This window comes from Kaistella yananensis, from assembly GCF_026107505.2.
Taxonomy (GTDB): domain Bacteria; phylum Bacteroidota; class Bacteroidia; order Flavobacteriales; family Weeksellaceae; genus Kaistella; species Kaistella yananensis.
Map to the genome: position 1 here is coordinate 594,683 of NZ_JAPCHZ010000001.1, position 18,632 is coordinate 613,314.

The following is an 18,632-nucleotide window of genomic DNA, read 5'->3' on the forward strand; positions in this document are numbered from 1 at the left end:
TTTATAATAAAACTAACACTTTTTTTACATTGGTCCTTGCGGCTCATCATCGCCGGAAGAATTACTGTTAATGTCTTTCTTACGTTTTGGCTGATCAACCTTTTCACCCTGTTTGAAACGGTAGGTGAGTGAAAGGTTGAATGTTCTTGGCATCCACCGCATAAATGATTCTTTCTCAAAATTGTTTCCGAAACTTGTCATTTCACGGCCTCTGGTTCCTAAGATATCCTGGATGTTGAAGGCAAGAGTTCCGTTTCCATTCCAGATGGTTTTATTAGCACCAAAATTAAGAACGTACATTGGTTTACTTTCGCTGGAAGGTGTTTTCTGACCGCCTCGATAGAATCCCTGAACCTGCATTCCCAAAGTTTTATCAATTTTAAAACTGTTGGTAAGTCTAAATCTTGTTGAGAAACCTGAACCGTCGAAAGAAAGTGGTTTGGTCATGGTTGCAGCATCGAAAAATTCACCCTCAGTTTTATACCCGAACAGATCTGCGCTGGCCATAATCTTCCACCACGAGAACAGATCTGCAGTAGCATTCAGATCAAGACCGTACTGCTGATCGCTGCCGATATTGTACGGACGGGTAATCAGTACGTTTGATCCCGGGCTCTCACTCATCACTACAAACTGAGTTTCGTCCTGTGTAGATCGGTAGTACAGGGTAGGGTTAATGGTAAATTTTTTCTTCTGGATGGCATAACCCAATTCGAAAGAGTCGATGTATTCAGGGTTTAGGTCTTCGTTACCACGGAATAAATTCTGGCGGTTTGCCAGGGAAGTCGGATAAGGAATCATGAACCATGAACGCGGACGATTGATTCTTCTTGAATAGTTCAGTAAAAGCTGATTGTTGGTGCTTCCTAAATCATAGCTCAGGAATACACTTGGGAAAAATCCTGTATAATTTTTGTCCTTACGCGAAACGTTGCCGCTTAAACTTCTGTAGTCGATCCCGATATCGGAATTTTCAGCACGCAGACCAAGTTGGTAACCAAATTTATCGATTTTGCTTTTAAACTGTGCGTAAGCCGCGTTAATGGTTTCGCTGTATACCGTGTTTCCGCTGTATGCGTCTACCGTTCCATAATTCAGGAAGGTATCAGTCTCACGGTTAAGGAAGTCGTAATCGTTTTTATTACTGTCGATACGGTAACCGGCCTCTAATTTTGAAGCTTCACCGATTGGTAATTCGTAATCAATCTTACCGATCACCGATTTATTTACTGTATTGTTGGCTCCGGTTGATCCGTACTTAAAAAGAGTGTTGTCGAACTCACGGGAATCTTCGCTGGATTTATTGTCGCTTTTCTGTAAACTTAAAGAGAGATAAAGGTTATGTCCGTTTGTATTAAATTTGTGATCCAAACCTAAATCACCCTGAAGTGAAAGGTTTTTACTGTTGCCTAAAGCAAGGGTCTGGGAATAGGAATCAACAACTCTTGCAGCATTATATGCGAAATTATCTACTGTATTGTTGTTTTCACTTTCGAAGGTACGAACCATTCCCGACATGTTGAATGATGTTTTCTCTGAAAGGTCTACTGTAAAACCTGCGTTGGCATTGTAATTTTTATTTTCACTGGCGTTAAGCGAGTTCTGCTCGAAGTATGAAGTAGTCGCACCAGTTGCAGGATCAAAAAATCTTGTATCGCTATCGTTTTTTCCTTCGCTCTCACGGTAGCCGCCGCCGCCATTCAGGAACCAGGTCCAGTTGCCTTTTTTCCAGCTGAGGTTGGTGTTAAGGTTGGTGCTTGGTAAATAGCCGACACTTCCGGTTACACTTCCGTTGAAGCCCATTCCTTTTGTTTTTTTCAGGATAATATTCAGAATTCCTGCAGTTCCGCTGGCTTCAAATTTAGAAGAAGGATTGGTAATCACTTCAATTCGTTCGATCTGGTCAGCGGGGATCGATTGCAAAGCGTTAGCGCCACTGTCGATTCCGAGTAAGGCTGAAGGTTTTCCGTTGATCAGGAATCGTACGTTCGAGTTCCCCCTCATCGATACCGTTCCGTCAGTTTCTACAGAAACCGAAGGCACGTTGGTCAACACATCCTGTAGGTTACCGCCTTTACTGATGAGGTCGGTGGAAGGATCGTATACTTTTTTATCGAGTTCAACACGGTATGGTTTTGTTGCAGCAGCGGTGATGGTCACGCCCTGAATATCCTGGGTTTTTGTATTGGTTAAAGAACCTTCTTGTTCTACAGTAAAATTACCCAGACTGCCCGGTTTTGCTATTTGTTTGTTGAGTGTAGATTTCTTAAAGTCGATCGCTTCAATAGTGATGTCGTAATTTCCGGGAACCAGTGCCACTTGGTAGGTTCCTTTTTCATCGGTGAGTGTGGCGTCGCTGAAAAGTTTGTTTGCTTTGTTGCTGAAGCTTACCGAAGCATAAGGAACCGGCTGGTTCTGTTTGTCGACGATCTGGCCGCTTACATTCATTTTTTCCTGTGCAAATGCAAACGCCGCAGCGGAGAGCATAAAGGTTAAGCCTAAAGTTTTTCTGGTTAAATTTTGAGTAATTTCAGTTCTAATCATGTTAGTCGTTTTGTAATCGCTCAGCACCCTTACCGGGATGGCAGGTACAGACGATTAGATGGCAATTTTTTTAATGTAACAGTTAATTAGACGCTGTTTTCGCGGAAATGTTAAACCAGAAGATGTTAAATAATGTTAAACATTTATTTAATATTTTTGGAATTGAGCCATTCCTGGTAGTCCCGGGCATTTTTAGCATGCTCTGTATCGCTTGCAGTAAAGCGGTGAAACCCGAATTTATCCGGATCAGCAGCCATGAAGATGTAATTATGCTGCGCAGGATTCAGAACCGCATCCACGGAGTTTTTATCAGTAATACAGATAGGTCCCGGCGGAATTCCCGCGTTGGCATACGTATTATAGGGAGAAGGGTGTTTCAGGTGCTTGTAAAAAACCCTTTTGATTGGCGTTGTAAAATTGCTGTCTTTGTTGATGGCGTAAATTACCGTAGGATCACTCTGCAGTTTCATGCCTTTTCGGTAACGGTTCAGGTAGAGCCCTGCAATGGTTTTCTGCTCATCCGGTTTACCGCCGGATTCTTTGTACACGATGGAGGCCAGGGCGTAAATCTGGTCACGGGTTAAGCCGCTTTGTTCTTCTTTGGCTTTTCTTTCCGCAGTCCAGAAGTCGTTATACTGGTCTTCGAATTTCTTGAAAAACTGTTCCGGTGTTACCGTCCAGAAGAAATTATAGGTGTCGATAAAGAAGTATTTCTTCAGGTCTTCGGCGTTGCTGTAGCCTTTCTTAACCGCAATGGTGTTCAGATCTTTAACAAATCTCAGAGAATCCAGTTCGGTTTTCTTAGTAACGCGTCCCACCATTTGGTACACATCACCAAAATCACCAATCCTGTACGTATTTTCAGTTTGGTTGCCGGCTTTAATCATGTTCACGAGATCGGTGTTGCTCGTTCCTAATTTAATGCGGTAGCGACCCGCATTGAAGTGTTTGCCCAAGTTTTTGTCTTTGGCTACCGCTTCAAAACTTTCTTTGTTTTTAATATAAGGAGCAATGGAATCCAGAATAGAATTCATACTGGCCGAATGCGGAATCAGGATGTAGCCTTCTTTTTCCACATTGTTTCCGAAAAACTTCTGGTAATACCGGAACCCGAAAAATCCACCGATTAAAAGAATGGCCAGTGCGATAACGGCAACAGCCGAATTTCCTTTTTTCATATGCTTCTTACTGTTTTTTTTATTCTGATTGTTGTTCTGATCAGAGATCTATTTTTCCTCTGAAAACCTGTTTTGCCGGACCTTCGAGCCAAACCTCCGTAAATGAACCACCGTGCTGTTCGGCATATACTTTAAGGTTTCCGCCAAGAACTTTTACGTTCACCATATTTTCGTCTCTGTCTTTCAGATAAACGAGTGCCGCAGCTGTAGCGCCGGTTCCGCAGCTCAACGTTTCGTCTTCAACTCCGCGTTCGTAGGTTCTCACAAAGATTTCGTGGTCACCTATCTCTTCCACAAAGTTTACGTTAATTCCTTCATTTCTGTAAGTCGCCGAATTACGGATTTTGTTACCCTGATCATAGACTTTAAAATGCTCCAGATCTTCCACATACTGCACGAAATGGGGCGAACCGGTGTTCAGAACACTGTGGTCTCCATCTTTATTGATGCCTGCCACATCAATCATTTTGAGTTTTACGATGCCGTTGTGGATTTCTGCTTCATGTAGCCCGTCCACCGCTTCAAACGTAGCAGTGTTCTCAAATATATCCAGAAAATGAGCGAAGGCTACGATGCATCTTCCGCCGTTTCCGCACATGGTGCTTTCGTTACCGTCGGAATTATAATACACCATTCTGAAGTCTGAATTTTCATCATCTTCCAAAAGGATCAGCCCATCGCCACCAATTCCGAACCGGCGGTCGCAAAGTTTTTCGATCAACTCTTTTTCTTTGGGAAACTGCAGGTCGCGATTATCAATCATCACGAAATCGTTGCCTGTTCCCTGGTATTTATAAAATTCTATGGTTTTCTGCATAATAAACCTAAATGGTTATAAAATATGGCAGCAAATATACTTAAAACCGGTAATTTCATTTTAAGTTCCTGCGTTAAAGTTTTTACAAAATATGGGTTCGTCTTTAAGGGTTCGGAACCCTGCTTTTTTTCCATTCCAGATACCCGATCACCGCCATCACCGTAAAAACCAGATATTGAACAGATGTAATGCCGAGCCCTTTGTAAAGCATCATGGGTACACAGATGAGGTCGCCGATGATCCAGAAAATCCAGTTCTCGGTCTTTCTTTTCGCCATGAGCCACATCCCGACAAGGAAAATAGCAGTGGTGAAGATGTCGAGCCAGTTGGCCCAGTCGAGATGATACAGTCCGAAGTTTACATTTTCAGTAGAAAACTGATTGTCGATTAATGGTTTGTAATAATACACCACCATAACAAAAATAAGACTTAGGGCAAATAAAACCGCCGCTACCAGCCAGTCTTTTTTGGTGGCTGCAGAAACTTCTACATGTACATGGTCTTCAGCATTTTTTGCCCACAAAATCCAGCCGTAAATGCTCATCACCGTGTAGTAGAAATTAATCATCATGTCGCCCAGTAACCCGAATTTGAAGAGGATGTAAACGTAAAGTGCCGTAGAAACAATCCCGGTCGGATACACCCAGATATTCTTTTTAATCGAGAAATACACGCTCAGCAGGCCGAAGACCGCCGCAGTAATTTCCAGAATAATCTGATAGGTTTCGTAGGATTCGTAAGGTTTCAGGAAGAGATCGTAGAAATTCATGACTCAAAGATAATTTTTTTGCCTGACTATCGTGCGCGGTCGGACAGCATTTTCCAGATAAGAATTCAGCAAAAGAAAAACCCCGATAATACCGGGGTCCTGTCATTTTCAATTTTCTGTTTTATCATCCGACTACAATATTCGGAGTCATCGTAATTTTTGAATTTACTGAATTCGAGATTAGGCAGTTGGCTTCAGCTTTCTGAAGAACACGTTCTGCTTTTTCACGGTCTTCTTCGTTCAGAATCACTACGGTAGGTTCCAGCATTACTTCCGTCATCAGAAACTTACCCTCAATCCGGTCGAGCTTGCCGCCCGATTTGCAGGTAAACTCTTTGAACTGGAGTTTAGAATTTTCCGCGATCGCCAGAAAAGTTGTCATCAGGCAGCTTGCCACAGCGGCGGTAAAAAGATGTTCCGGCGACCAGATTCCCTCCACACCGTTCGGGAACTGAGGTGGGGTAGCCACTTCTACTGCGGTGATAAGTTCGGGAGAAGTCATCTCGCCGGTGCGTCCGCTTTTCCAGTTAATATCTACGTTATAAAAATGTGCATCCATGATATTAAATTTTATTGTTTAAACTCATCCAGCCGCCACCGTTGTACACTTTGGTATAGCCGGCATTTTTCAGAATCGTCAGGGCCGAAGAACTTCTCATTCCCGACGCGCAGCATGTAATGATCGGTTTGTTTTTATCTTTAAGTCTTGCCAGGTTTGCGGCCAGCTGGTCTACCGGGATATTAATGGAATTCTTAATATGGCCGCCGGCATATTCGCCTTTGCTTCTTACATCCACTACGGTGGCGCCCTGTTTTACCAGTGCAGCGAAATCGGTGGTTTCCATCCCGAACAAATTTTTAATCGAATCGAACATAGCTCTGTATTTTTACTGTTATTTAATGATGCAAAGGTAGGGCAAGCCTGCACGGTGTTCGGTAACAGAAGTTACATTGCATAATATGATTTGCTTCGGAATAAAAATGATCAGTTGAATTATCTTTTTCCTTTCAAAATCAGTGAATAAGCCAATAAAAGCCATTAAAACTCAAATAAAATCACCAGAAAATAATTATATCTCAAAATATTTTATATTTTTGGAAATCTTTAAAAAAATTAAAAACGTATGGCAAATATTTGGATTAAGAAACCCATGGAAGCGTATGAAGCAGACATTAAAAAAAGCGAGCTGAAACGTGTATTGGGGAAATGGAGTTTGACAGCAATTGGTATCGGTGCCATCATTGGCGGCGGTATTTTTGTTTTAACAGGTACCGGAGCGTATTATCATGCAGGCCCGGCGCTTGCGCTTTCTTTTGTTATTGCAGGCATTGCGTGTGTGTTTGCTGCTTTGTGTTATGCAGAATTTGCCTCCATATTACCGGTGGAAGGATCGGCTTATGCTTATGCTTACGGAACCGTGGGCGAGGTGTTCGCCTGGATTATCGGTTGGGGGCTCATCCTGGAATATGCCATGGGATCCATGACGGTCGCCGTATCCTGGTCGGGTTACTTTACCAAATTCCTGCACATGTTTGGGATTCATTTGCCAAACTGGCTTACGACCGATCCGCAAACCTTTGCGGCAGCGGGCGGAACAGGCTTCTCCATGAACCTGCCGGCACTGCTGATCGTGCTTTTCGTGATTTCTATTCTCGTAAGAGGAACCAAAGGCGCTGCGAAAGCCAATAATTTTATTGTAATCCTTAAAGTGTCGGCCATTATTTTCGTAATTATCGCCGGTTTGTTCTTCATCAATGTGGACAACTGGACGCCTTTTATTCCTGAGCCTACTGTAATTACAGAAAACGGAGTTTCACATGAGGCCTATGGTTATGCCGGAATTGTGGCCGGAGCTTCTGCTATTTTCTTTGCGTATGTAGGTTTCGACGCTGTTTCTACGCAGGCCGGTGAAGCCATTAATCCTAAGAAAGATGTACCGTTTGCGATTATTACCTCTTTGGTGATCTGTACCATTCTATATATTTTGGTATCTCTGGTACTTACCGGGATGATGCATTACACCGATTTCAATCCGCTGGGGAAATATCCTGATGCGATTAAGGCGCCTGTAGCGTATGCTTTCGATATTGCAGGGCAGGCGTGGGCAGGGTATATTATTACCATTGCTGCGACGGTAGGATTAATTTCTGTATTAATGGTGATGATCATGGGACAGTCAAGAATTTTCCTTGGCATGTCGAAGGACGGTTTAATTCCTAAAACCTTCTCTAAAGTAAACGCTGCGAGCGGGGTACCGAGAAAAAACCTGATGATTCTGGGCGCTGTAATTTCTGTGGTTGCGGCTTTTACCCCGATCAATGACCTGGCGCACATGACCAGTTTCGGAACTTTGTTCGCGTTCACCATGGTGTGTGTAGCGGTTTGGATGTTGCGGGTGAAGCAGCCTAATCTGCCAAGAAGCTTCCGTGTGCCGTTTTTACCGGTGATCGCTACATTGGGAATCCTCATCAATGTTTACCTGATCATTAACCTGAGTATTGAAGCCCAGACGTACTCGTTCATCTGGCTGCTTATCGGTACTGTGATTTATTTTCTTTACAGTAAAAAACATTCGAACCTTCAGAACGGCGGTTTTGGTGAGACTTTCAAAGCCGAGCAGGAGCCTCTGGAAAAAGTAGATGTCGACATCGATAACAAAGATTAATTAATTTCCAAAGTCCGCATTGATGCGGACTTTTTTTACTATGCTTATGAAAAAATCAGCTTTAATTATTCTGTGTCTGTTCAGCCAAATCATCTTTTCACAAAAGCTGGAAACAAAAATTCTTCTGAAAGATAAAATCTCCATCCGAGCCCTGCAGCTGTATGACGGTAAAGTGTGGTACTCCGGCACCGATTCCAAATTCGGATACGTGAGTCTGAGGGATACAGCGGATAAAAAGCAGCTGAAACTTTCTGAAAAGAACTTACAGTTCAGAACGCTGGGGCAGGATCAAAATGCTTTTTACGCTATTAATATTGAAAGTCCGGCTTATTTTTTTAAGATTGACAAAAAGTCTTTAAACTCAAAAATCGTTTTTACAGATACTGCGAAAACCGCTTTTTATGACGCACTGCATTTTAGCAACGACGGATTTGGATTTGCTTTAAGTGACCCAAACGGAAAAGAAGCAGCAACTTCTTCCTTAAAAACCGGCAGTAAACTCTGGCAAAAATGTCCTGCGAGCTGTTTGCCGGAATTTAAAACTGGTGAAGCTGCATTTGCAGCCAGTAATACCAATATTGCTTCATCAAAAAAACAGATGTGGTTTGCAACCGGCGGGCTGTCTTCGAGAATTTTCAGGCAAAATATTAAATCTTGCGGCTGGGAAGTTTTCGATACCCCTTTCATCCAGGGCACTTCTTCGCAGGGCATTTATTCCATTGATTTTTATGATGATAAATTCGGTATCGCAGTGGGTGGCGATTACACCAAACAGGCCGCAAACATCAACAACATCGCGACCACCCATGACGGCGGCGAAACCTGGCAGATTCAGGCTTCAGGGAAAAATGCCGGGTATAAAACCTGTGTAAAAATCCGGCCGAAATCTAAAGGAAAAGACATCATTGCCGTTGGGGACCAGAATATCGAATTCTCCAGTGATTATGGGAAAACCTGGACGAAGATTTCCGATGAGAAAGGCTTGTATGTGTGCGAATGGCTCGACAAAAACACCTTGATTTTTGCGGGTAAAGACAGAATTGTGAAAATGACCCTGCGCTGACCAGACTTTTCAATCAATAAAAACTTAATCTTCAAGTGTGCTGAGCAGAGAATGCATCCGCATGCAGACCGAATGTTACTCACCCTGCATGCGCGCCCACATATACGCTACAGATAACAATTTGGAATAATAAAGACTGCAGATTATAACCAGACTTTTGTCCTTCTTAAAAAGCCGACAATGAATTGAAAAATCATCGAATCAAAATAAAAATAAAAAACGCTGAAATAGATTTCTTTTGAACGAAAGATTCGAAAGATTTTTTTAGCATTATGGATTTATCGATAAAAAATTTAAAAATACTGAAGAGACCTCTAGAATGGTCTCTTTTTTGTAAATCGGTTGTAGCCTTTTTTAACTGATATTACAAAGTTGTGCGAGGAGTTAAGCTACCAAAAATTAAGTTTGTTATTTTTTCCTCTATGGGAAATCACCTGCAACGATAACAGCAGTTTTTCGATGGAAATTTATTCTTATCTCAAAAATAATTACTTCAAATTTTAGTACTTCTCAAGACTTAAATCTGTCTTTTAGAATAAATAATTAGGTCATCAAACATTTTAAATTAATCAAAAAAAAATAATGAACGCATTTAAATTTTTAACCGTAGCAGCACTACCCACCATTTTTGTTTCTTGCAGCGACAGTAAATCGACCGTTGAAACTGCAAATAAAGAGCAGGCAAAAACTGAGGCGCAGCAGAAAAATGATTTTTCTTCAGGAATCTACACTGCAACATTGCCTTGCGCAGATTGTATGGGAATCGAAACCTATATTACCTTTCAAAAAGACAACAAAGCGGTTAAAAGTACATCGTATTTAGACAGCGACGGTACTTCTGAAAACGAGTATGGTACCTGGACAAAGAATGATGACATTATTGAAGTGTCCATCCCAAATTCGCCCAAGGAATATTATCTGGTAAAACCCAACAAAACCTTGGTAAGATTGGATGGTGATAAGAAAGAAGTAAGTGGAGAACTAGCCAAAAATTATATTTTTAGAGAAATAAAAGCATATACGCCGGCTCAGTTGAACGGTACGTATAACACCGACGCAAGCGGAAAAGGATACAACCAAATTCTGGAATTGAAATCTGAAAATGACAGTATTTATTCAGTGAAAATTTCCTTTACCGGTGCTGCGAAAGGATGTACGTTTGAGGGCAAAGGAAAGTTAGTGAATAATCAGGTTGATGTTGATTTAAAAACCATCAATAAAGATTTAAAAGGTACGATGACGATTTTATTTAAGGATAAAACAGCTGAAGTATTTACTTCGAAATTTGACGATAGATTCGTATTAAATTACTTTTGTGGCGGCGGTGCAAGTTTAGCCGGAGATTATTATAAAAAATAATACTAAAGCTACCCAAGGAATCGTCTGAACTACTTTCTGCTGAACAAATTGTAGGTGGGCAGCACAAATGATGCTGACTTTCGATGATCCACATTAACGTTATTTAACATCTTTTGTGTTTTTAGACTGGTTAGTAAAACCTATTTTTGTTAGAAAGAGTTGAAGAACACTCTTTATAACATTAAATTTTTAAATTATGGAAAAGTTTGCAATATTAGCTAGAGTAGAAGCAAAACCGGGTAAAGAAAATGACGTATTGGAATTCCTAAAGTCGGCTTTGCCGCTTGCTGAAGGTGAGCCGGGAACCGTAAGATGGTATGCTTTACAAATCGGCCCTTCTACTTTTGGAATATTCGATACGTTCGGAACTACAGATGCAAGAGAGGCTCACTTGAATGGTGAGATTGCAAAGGCTTTAATGGCCAATGCTTCTGAATTACTTGCGAAAGATCCTGTACTTGAAATGGTAGATCTACTAGCAGTAAAGTAAGCAATCGAACACAAATATTTAATACAGTTAAATGGAGCCAGGTATTTCCCCGGCTCCATTTTTTTATATGATTTTGTGAAAGGTTGAACCTTTGCTTTGTATACAAGATTTATCTTGATTTTTCAAAGAAAATTTCAATTTAGCATAAAAAGAAAGAGACTGAAAACCGTCTCTTTTGTATTCTTAATTATTAGAGTTTTTTAAGTTCTTCTAAAACAGCTTCGCCAACTGCATGAGCAGATTGAGGATTTTGTCCTGTTACCACTCTTTCGTCTACGGTAACGTGAGTTTGCCATAAACCAGATTTTTCAAATTTGGCTCCGCGTTCTATTAATTTAGATTCTAATCTAAATGGAACCACTTCATCTAATTTCACAGCAGCTTCTTCTTCGTTGGTGAAAGCATTGATTTTTTTGCCATCTACCAAGTATTTTCCGTTGCTGAGTTTAATGTTCACCAATCCAGCAGGACCGTGACAAACCGCACTTACGATTCCATTTTTTTCGTAGATTTTTTGTGCGATTACTGCCAATTCTTCATTATCTGCAAAATCCCACATCGTACCGTGACCACCAGCATAAAGAATCCCCACATATTCATCAGGATTTACTTCTGAAGGCGTCATGGTATTCTGAATTTTATTTTGATAATATTCATCTGCCAAAAATCTTTCATTAACCTTATCATCTGGAGTATTTCCATAATATGGCGGATTTCCACCTTTTGGACTCACGAAATCTATTTCGTAACCAGCATCTACTAATACAGCCCAAGGATGCGTAACTTCACCTAAATAATAACCGGTAGATTCACCAGTGTTTCCTAATTCGCCGTGGCTCGTAACCACGAATAACACTTTTTTGCTCATTTTGTTAGATTTTTTTGTTTGTGCATTGATCATATTAATCCCTAAAAAAAGAATACAACCCGTTAAGAAAATAATCTTGGATAAAAACTTGTTGTGATTCATTTTACTATTGATTTGATAGTACAAAGGTAAATGCAGCTCCCCACAAACAACAGGACCTACCTCACAACTTTTTTGTGACCTACATCACATTACACCGAAAGCCTACTCAAGGTTTCTCTGGAAACACCTAAATATGAAGCGATTAATGTTTTGGGCAATCGTTGTAAAAGTGTGGGATATTGAGAAATAAATTGTTCATAGCGTTCTTTGGCATTGCTATTCAGCAGAGACAAAATCCTTCTTTGGAGCGCGATATAACCATTATTAGACTTTTTCCTGAAAAAATGTTCTATTTTATGCATATCTGCACAGAGTTTCTCTCGGTTATAGAGAGACAAAGTAAGTACTTCGGTAGATTCTAATGCATCAATGGTAAAAGTAGCTTCCGTTTGATTAAAATACGCTTGATAATCGGTAATCCACCAATCTTCCATTGCAAATTGCATGATGTGCTCTTTCCCTTCTTTATTCAGGTAAGAAGCTTTTAACAAACCATTCATCACAAAATAATCATTTTGTACGGTATCTCCTTCTTGAATTAAAATCTGATGCTTTTTAATTTTTTTCAAGGTAAAATGAGACAGGATGTACTCGAACTCTTGGTCAGTTAATGGCGTAATTTTCTCAATTTGACGTCTTAAAATCTCACTCATATTTTTATCCTTCTAAACTGCAAACAAAAGAATTGTTGACTCCAAATGTAAACTATTCAAACCAAAAAATCCATCGCTCTTAATGGATTTTTTAAATAGGGTAGATGGAATTCTTATGGATGGGTGGAGAACAAAAGCTATAGAATGATATCAATTCCTATAACTAATGAATTACCAATCAACGGTTGCATCATCAAAATAAAACGATGAGCTAAAGCCCATCGAGTAAAATCTTATAGCTTGTTCGTTTTAATGATAGGCAATTTTTCAGTTGACATTAATCAGTGAAACAAAGGAAATAAATTTCCTACTTTTGCACCATGAACACTTCTCTGATCAACAAATATAATATTCCCGGACCGCGTTACACTTCTTATCCTACCGTTCCTTTTTGGGACGAAGCGGCATTTACTTCGGATTTGTGGCAGCAATCAGTCATCCGATCTTTCAATGAAAGCAACGATGCTGAAGGGATTTCCATCTATATTCACTTGCCGTTTTGCGAGCAACTTTGCACGTTTTGCGCTTGTCATAAACGCATTACCAAACAACATTCTGTGGAAACACCTTATTTGGAAAGCGTGCTGAAGGAATGGCAATTATACCTGCAATTATTTGGTAAAAAACCGAAAATCAAAGAACTTCATTTGGGTGGTGGTACGCCAACATTTTTCTCGCCCGAGAATCTCAAAATTTTATTGGAAGGAATTTTCGCACATGCAGAAATTGCTGAAGATCCAGAGTTTTCTTTTGAAGGTCATCCCAATAATACCACGAAAGCGCATTTGCAAACTTTATATGATTTAGGCTTTAGGCGATGCAGTTTCGGGGTACAGGATTATGATCCGCAAGTTCAGAAAGCGATCAACCGAATTCAGCCTTTCGAAAATGTAGAAAGAGTGACCAATTGGGCTAGAGAAATCGGTTATAAAAGCGTTTCTCACGATTTGGTTTTCGGACTTCCTTTTCATAATTGGGAAAAAATGGAATATACCATCCGCAAGACTTTGCAACTGAAACCCGACCGTTTGGCTTTCTATTCTTATGCACACGTTCCGTGGATCAAAGGGGTTGGACAGAGAGGTTTTGATGAAAACGATCTGCCAAGTGGAGAGGAGAAAAGAAAACTTTACGAAAACGGAAAAAAACTCTTGGAAGAATTGGGCTATATCGAAGTGGGGATGGATCATTTCGCATTGGAGCATGACGACCTCTATCAATCCATGATTTCTGGAGATATTCACCGAAATTTCATGGGTTACTCTTCCAGCAAAACCCAATTGATGGTTGGTTTGGGAATGAGCGCCATTTCGGATTCCTGGTATGCATTTGCACAAAACGAAAAAACCGTCGAAGAATATCAAAAAAGGGTAGAGGAAGGAATGATTCCTGTGTTTAGAGGTCATATTTTAAATCAGGAAGATCTTTTGGTGCGTCAACATATTCTCAATTTAATGTGTCGCCTCGAAACTTCTTGGGATGAATCCACCGATTTTCCGGAGCTTCAAAATGCACTGGAATCTTTAAAGGAAATGGAAGCCGACGGTTTGGTGGAACTGCGCGATAGTTCCATAAAGATCACCGAGCAAGGACGGGCCTTTACCAGAAACGTTGCCATGACGTTCGATCTCAGAATGATGCGCAACAAACCGGAAACAAGAATATTTTCTATGACGATCTAATAGGGAAGCGGCCATTGAGCCGCTTTTTATATTTCAGTCGGGAAACCCGCAAAACGCCGTTGGTTTAGCAATGTTTTGAGAGTTTTTATCCATTTATAATTCAATCTAAATTATTTTGTTAAAAATTCTTAATTCTATTGAAAATCATTATATTTGCCGACTATAATTTTAATGTTGTAAACTATTAACAATGCAAGGAAAAGGACTTATTACGCTGGTTGCGATAATTCTGGGACTTATTTGTCTTAATGAATTGTTACCAACCTGGTATGCAGGCAAAATTGAAAAACAGGCCACTGAACTCGCCGGTAACAACCCGGAAAAGTATCAGAAAGAGATGGCCAGACTTTCTAAAGACACCCTGAATCTCGGTTTTACAAAACTTTATTACTCCCAGGCGAAAGAAAAGGAAATGAAGCTAGGTCTGGATCTGAAAGGCGGGATTAACGTACTCTTGGAGATCAACCAAAGAGATTTGGTAAATAACTTAACCAATTATTCTACCAATCCGGTTCTTCTGGAGGCGCTGGACCGTACCGACCAGATGCAGAAAAACTCTACCAATCCTTATATCAAGGATTTCTTTACCCAATTTGATCTGGTAAATAAAGAAAAAGGAACCAACCTGAAACTTGCAGACGCTGAAATCTTCGGGAATACTAATCTTTCCGAGATTAAATTCAATACGCCCGATGAGCAGGTTAAAAAAATTATAGAGAACAGAATTGAGCTTTCTACAGGGACTGCCTACGAAGTAATCAGAACCCGTATCGATAAAATGGGGGTTACCCAGCCTAATGTGCAGCGTGTACCAAGAACAGGAAGAATTTCTGTGGAAATGCCTGGCGTGAAAGACATCGACCGGGTGAAAAAAATGCTTCAGACCTCTGCGAAACTACAGTTTTGGGAAGTTCAGCAGCTTCAGGAAGTGTATCCTTACCTGGAACAGCTTAATGCTGTAATCGCTACGAAAGGTGATTCTATGGGTGTTGCCAAAAATACCAACCTCATAAACCTTTTACAGTTAAATTCGTTAAGATCTAACGGTGTTGCGAATGTAAAACTTTCCGATACTGCTGCGATTAATAAAATCATCAACAGCAAAATTGCTCACGATTTAAGACCGCAGAACATTAAATATACCCAGTTTATGTGGGGATATAAGCCGGAAGCAGGTGACGCAAACAATCTTGTACTTTACGCCATCCGTGGAAACATCAACCAAAAAGCTCCGGTAGACGGTGCGGTGGAATCTGCAAGGGTAAACTATGATGACCTTGGAAGAATCGTGGTCGACATGCAGATGGACTCTAAAGGTTCTAAAGACTGGAAAACACTGACCGGTAAAAACGTAAACAAACCCGTTGCCGTAACTTTGGATAATGTGGTTTATACCGCACCGAACGTTGTAAACGAAATCCCTAACGGTAGAACACAGATTTCCGGAAGTTTCTCACAGGAAGAGGCGCAGGACCTGGTAAACGTTCTTGGAGCAGGTAAACTGCCTGCAGGTGCAAAAATTGTACAGGCAGAAGTGGTAGGGCCGTCACTGGGAGCAGAATCGGTAAATGCCGGGATGTATTCCTTCATCATCGCCTTTGTAATCATTATTCTTTATATGCTGTTCTATTACGGTGGGGCAGGGATTTATGCGGTAATCGCGATTTCTTTCAACTTGTTTTACCTGATGGGAATCATGGATTCTGTGGATGCTACGCTTACGCTTCCTGGTATCGCGGGTATCGTACTCTCCATGGCAATGTCGATTGATGCGAACGTAATTGTATATGAAAGAACCAAAGAAGAACTCTTTGCCGGTAAAAATATCCGTGAAGCATACAACGAAGGTTTCAACTTCTCGCTTTCGGCGATTATCGACGGCAACATAACTTCACTTCTTACAGCGGTGGTGCTTTATATCTTCGGTACAGGTCCGATTCAGGGTTTTGCGGTAACATTGGGTATCGGTATTATCCTTTCGATGTTTACCTGTGTACTTTTAACGAGAGTACTTATTTTCAGCAGACTTGAAAAAGGAAAAGGACTTTCTGTATGGACTAAGTTCAGTAAAAACATCTTCAGAAATACCTGGGTTGATTTCATTGGAAAAAGAAAATATGCTTATATCATTTCCGGAATTATTACCATCATCTGTCTTGCTTCCATCGTAACTTCAGGATTTAAATTCGGGGTCGACTTTAAAGGAGGCAGAAGTTATGTGGTACGTTTTGAGAAACCTGTAGTGGCAAATGACGCTGCCGATAATCTTGAAAAACAGTTCGTTAACAAAGAAGGCCAGAAAAACGCAGTGGATGTGAAGACCTTCGGAAGCGATAACCAGCTTAAAATAACAACAGATTACCGAATTGATGAAGAAAGTGTAGAAGCCGATCAGGATGTTGAAAGCAAATTGTTTAACGGACTGAAGCCTTATCTTCCTGCAGATGCACAGCTTTCAGGGTTTAAAGATTCAGGAAGCAGTTACGGTATTGTAAGTTCTGTAAAAGTAGGACCTACGGTAGCGGATGATATTAAATCAGGCGGTGTTATTGCATTGCTTATTGCGCTGGCCGGGATTTTTCTTTACATTTTGGTACGCTTCAAGAAATGGCAGTTTTCAACCGGCGCAGTGGCTTCGCTAGTGCATGACGCCATTGTAATTCTGGGTGCTTACTCGATCCTGAAGAATGTAATGCCTTTCAATATGGAGATCAACCAGGATTTCATCGCGGCAATTCTTACGGTACTGGGGTACTCCATCAACGATACGGTAATCATCTTCGACAGAATCCGTGAATATCTAAACGAGAAAAAGGCCCTGACCCTTGAAGGATTATTCAATGACTCCATTTCAAGTACCTTGGGAAGAACGTTTAATACCGCATTCATGACCTTCCTTGTAATTCTTGCCATCTTTATCTTCGGTGGTGAAAACTTAAGAGGATTTATGTTTGCCCTGCTTATCGGGGTTGGTTTTGGTACGTATTCTACCTGGTTTATCGCATCAGCAGTATCTTATGATTTGCTGAAGAAGAAAGGGGTGGAAGGAACCAAGAAAAGTTTAGCTGCTAAGAAAGAAGCTACGCCTGAAGAAGCTTAATCTTATTTCATATAAATAGAATGTCCTTTGAAAAAAGGGCATTTTTTTTGGCTTTGTAATAAAACTTGCTTTTACAAAAACTATCTTTGCATTCTGTCATGAAAAAGAATCAGAAATCCGCAGCCATCGGTTTTATATTTATCACATTGCTCATCGATATTACAGGATGGGGAATTGTAATTCCTGTGGTACCCAAGCTTATTCAGGAGTTAATTCAGAATCCGGATCTCAGTGTGGCTTCTCAATACGGAGGCTGGCTGAGTTTTGTGTACGCCGCAATGCAGTTTGTCTTTGCATCGGTTCTGGGAGGATTAAGCGACAGGTTTGGGCGGAGACCGATTATTCTTTTTTCACTGCTTGGGTTTTCGATTAACTTTATGATTCAGGCTTTAGCGCCGACTATTTTCTGGCTTTTTGTAGGCCGGCTGTTCTCCGGAGTTACGGGAGCCAGTATTACAACGGCCAGTGCTTATATTGCCGATATTTCTACCGATGAAGACCGCGCTAAAAACTTTGGAATGATTGGAGCGGCTTTCGGATTGGGCTTCATCATCGGACCGGTGATCGGTGGTGTTTTGGGGCAGTATGGCGCAAGGGTTCCGTTTTACGCAGCATCGATTCTATGTCTTGTCAATTTTCTCTATGGCTGGTTTATTCTCCCTGAAAGTCTTGATAAAGAACACCGCCGTCCCTTTAACTGGAGGCGTGCAAATCCCATAGGTTCGCTTTTGCAGTTGAAAAAATACCCGAAAATCCTTGGACTTATCACAGCTTTAATTTTCGTATATATTGCAGGACATGCGGTACAGACCAACTGGACATTCTTCACGATGTATAAATTCAAATGGACTGAAACTTTGGTCGGAATTTCTTTAGGAGTTTCCGGTTTTATGGCGGCTTTGGTTCAGGGCTACTTAATCCGCTTCATTCAACCTAAAATCGGAAACGAAAAAAGTATTTTCTACGGTCTTTCGCTGTATGCCGTCGGGATGATTTTATTTGCTTTTGCCAGTGAAAGCTGGATGATGTTCGCGTTTCTGGTGCCTTACGGTCTGGGCGGAATTGCAGGTCCGGCGCTGCAGTCGGTCATTTCTTCGGAAGTGCCAAAAAGTGAACAGGGCGAGCTTCAGGGCGCGCTGGCAAGTCTGGTTAGTCTTACCGCCATTGTAGGTCCACCGCTCATGACCAATACTTTTTATTATTTTACGCACGATTCAGCACCGTTTATATTTCCAGGAGCGCCGTTTTTCCTTGGATTTTTGCTGATGGCCATCAGTGCGGTAATCGTATATTATGTTTTTCGGGAGAAAAGGAGTCATTAACTTCCCCGCGAAGATTTAA

General features: G+C 41.0%; 15 protein-coding genes. 7 read left to right on the forward strand and 8 right to left on the reverse strand.

Features of this window, described 5'->3' with window-relative positions:
- Positions 1–24 precede the first annotated feature (24 nt).
- From OK344_RS02635 to OK344_RS02660, 6 genes are all read right to left on the reverse strand, one after another.
- A complete protein-coding gene (locus tag OK344_RS02635; RefSeq protein ID WP_265143315.1) occupies positions 25–2,544 on the reverse strand; it encodes a TonB-dependent receptor domain-containing protein in 2,520 nt (839 codons plus the stop codon).
- 143 nt (positions 2,545–2,687) lie between these two features.
- Positions 2,688–3,722 (reverse strand): endolytic transglycosylase MltG, encoded by a 1,035-nt coding sequence (gene mltG / locus OK344_RS02640; protein WP_265143316.1) that lies wholly within the window; start codon positions 3,720–3,722, stop codon positions 2,688–2,690.
- Between the two features lie 40 nt (positions 3,723–3,762).
- Positions 3,763–4,539 (reverse strand): diaminopimelate epimerase, encoded by a 777-nt coding sequence (gene dapF / locus OK344_RS02645; RefSeq protein ID WP_265143317.1) that lies wholly within the window; start codon positions 4,537–4,539, stop codon positions 3,763–3,765.
- 103 nt (positions 4,540–4,642) lie between these two features.
- Positions 4,643–5,308, reverse strand: coding sequence for a nicotinamide riboside transporter PnuC (pnuC, locus tag OK344_RS02650; RefSeq protein WP_265143318.1), 666 nt, complete (start codon positions 5,306–5,308; stop codon positions 4,643–4,645).
- A gap of 124 nt (positions 5,309–5,432) precedes the next feature.
- Complete coding sequence (locus OK344_RS02655) at positions 5,433–5,867, reverse strand: OsmC family protein (protein WP_265143319.1); 435 nt, start codon at positions 5,865–5,867, stop codon at positions 5,433–5,435.
- Between the two features lie 4 nt (positions 5,868–5,871).
- The gene (locus OK344_RS02660; protein ID WP_265143320.1) at positions 5,872–6,183 is read right to left on the reverse strand and encodes a rhodanese-like domain-containing protein; all 312 of its coding nucleotides are present in this window, start codon (positions 6,181–6,183) and stop codon (positions 5,872–5,874) included.
- Positions 6,184–6,432: 249 nt separating this feature from the next.
- Between OK344_RS02660 and OK344_RS02665 the strand changes: the two genes are divergently transcribed.
- From OK344_RS02665 to OK344_RS02680, 4 genes are all read left to right on the forward strand, one after another.
- On the forward strand, positions 6,433–7,974 hold the full coding sequence (locus OK344_RS02665) for an APC family permease (protein WP_265143321.1): 1,542 nt from the start codon (positions 6,433–6,435) through the stop codon (positions 7,972–7,974).
- Between the two features lie 46 nt (positions 7,975–8,020).
- The gene (locus OK344_RS02670; protein WP_265143322.1) at positions 8,021–9,037 is read left to right on the forward strand and encodes a WD40/YVTN/BNR-like repeat-containing protein; all 1,017 of its coding nucleotides are present in this window, start codon (positions 8,021–8,023) and stop codon (positions 9,035–9,037) included.
- A gap of 582 nt (positions 9,038–9,619) precedes the next feature.
- Positions 9,620–10,396: a copper resistance protein NlpE gene (locus OK344_RS02675; protein ID WP_265143323.1), complete on the forward strand. Its 777-nt coding sequence runs from the start codon at positions 9,620–9,622 to the stop codon at positions 10,394–10,396.
- Between the two features lie 196 nt (positions 10,397–10,592).
- Positions 10,593–10,886 (forward strand): putative quinol monooxygenase, encoded by a 294-nt coding sequence (locus OK344_RS02680; RefSeq protein ID WP_265143324.1) that lies wholly within the window; start codon positions 10,593–10,595, stop codon positions 10,884–10,886.
- A 190-nt stretch (positions 10,887–11,076) separates the two neighbouring features.
- Here OK344_RS02680 and OK344_RS02685 read toward each other — a convergent pair whose 3' ends face one another.
- Positions 11,077–11,754: a type 1 glutamine amidotransferase domain-containing protein gene (locus tag OK344_RS02685; protein ID WP_031503614.1), complete on the reverse strand. Its 678-nt coding sequence runs from the start codon at positions 11,752–11,754 to the stop codon at positions 11,077–11,079.
- Positions 11,755–11,945: 191 nt separating this feature from the next.
- Positions 11,946–12,509 carry a Crp/Fnr family transcriptional regulator gene (locus tag OK344_RS02690; protein ID WP_265143325.1) on the reverse strand — a complete coding sequence of 188 codons (564 nt, stop codon included), beginning with the start codon at positions 12,507–12,509 and terminating at the stop codon, positions 11,946–11,948.
- Positions 12,510–12,829: 320 nt separating this feature from the next.
- Between OK344_RS02690 and hemN the strand changes: the two genes are divergently transcribed.
- From hemN to OK344_RS02705, 3 genes are all read left to right on the forward strand, one after another.
- Positions 12,830–14,191: an oxygen-independent coproporphyrinogen III oxidase gene (hemN, locus tag OK344_RS02695; protein ID WP_265143326.1), complete on the forward strand. Its 1,362-nt coding sequence runs from the start codon at positions 12,830–12,832 to the stop codon at positions 14,189–14,191.
- Positions 14,192–14,381: 190 nt separating this feature from the next.
- The gene (gene secD / locus OK344_RS02700) at positions 14,382–17,291 is read left to right on the forward strand and encodes a protein translocase subunit SecD (protein ID WP_265143327.1); all 2,910 of its coding nucleotides are present in this window, start codon (positions 14,382–14,384) and stop codon (positions 17,289–17,291) included.
- 98 nt (positions 17,292–17,389) lie between these two features.
- Entirely contained in the window at positions 17,390–18,613 is a 1,224-nt protein-coding gene (locus OK344_RS02705; RefSeq protein ID WP_265143328.1) for a TCR/Tet family MFS transporter, read from the forward strand.
- Positions 18,614–18,632 lie beyond the last annotated feature (19 nt).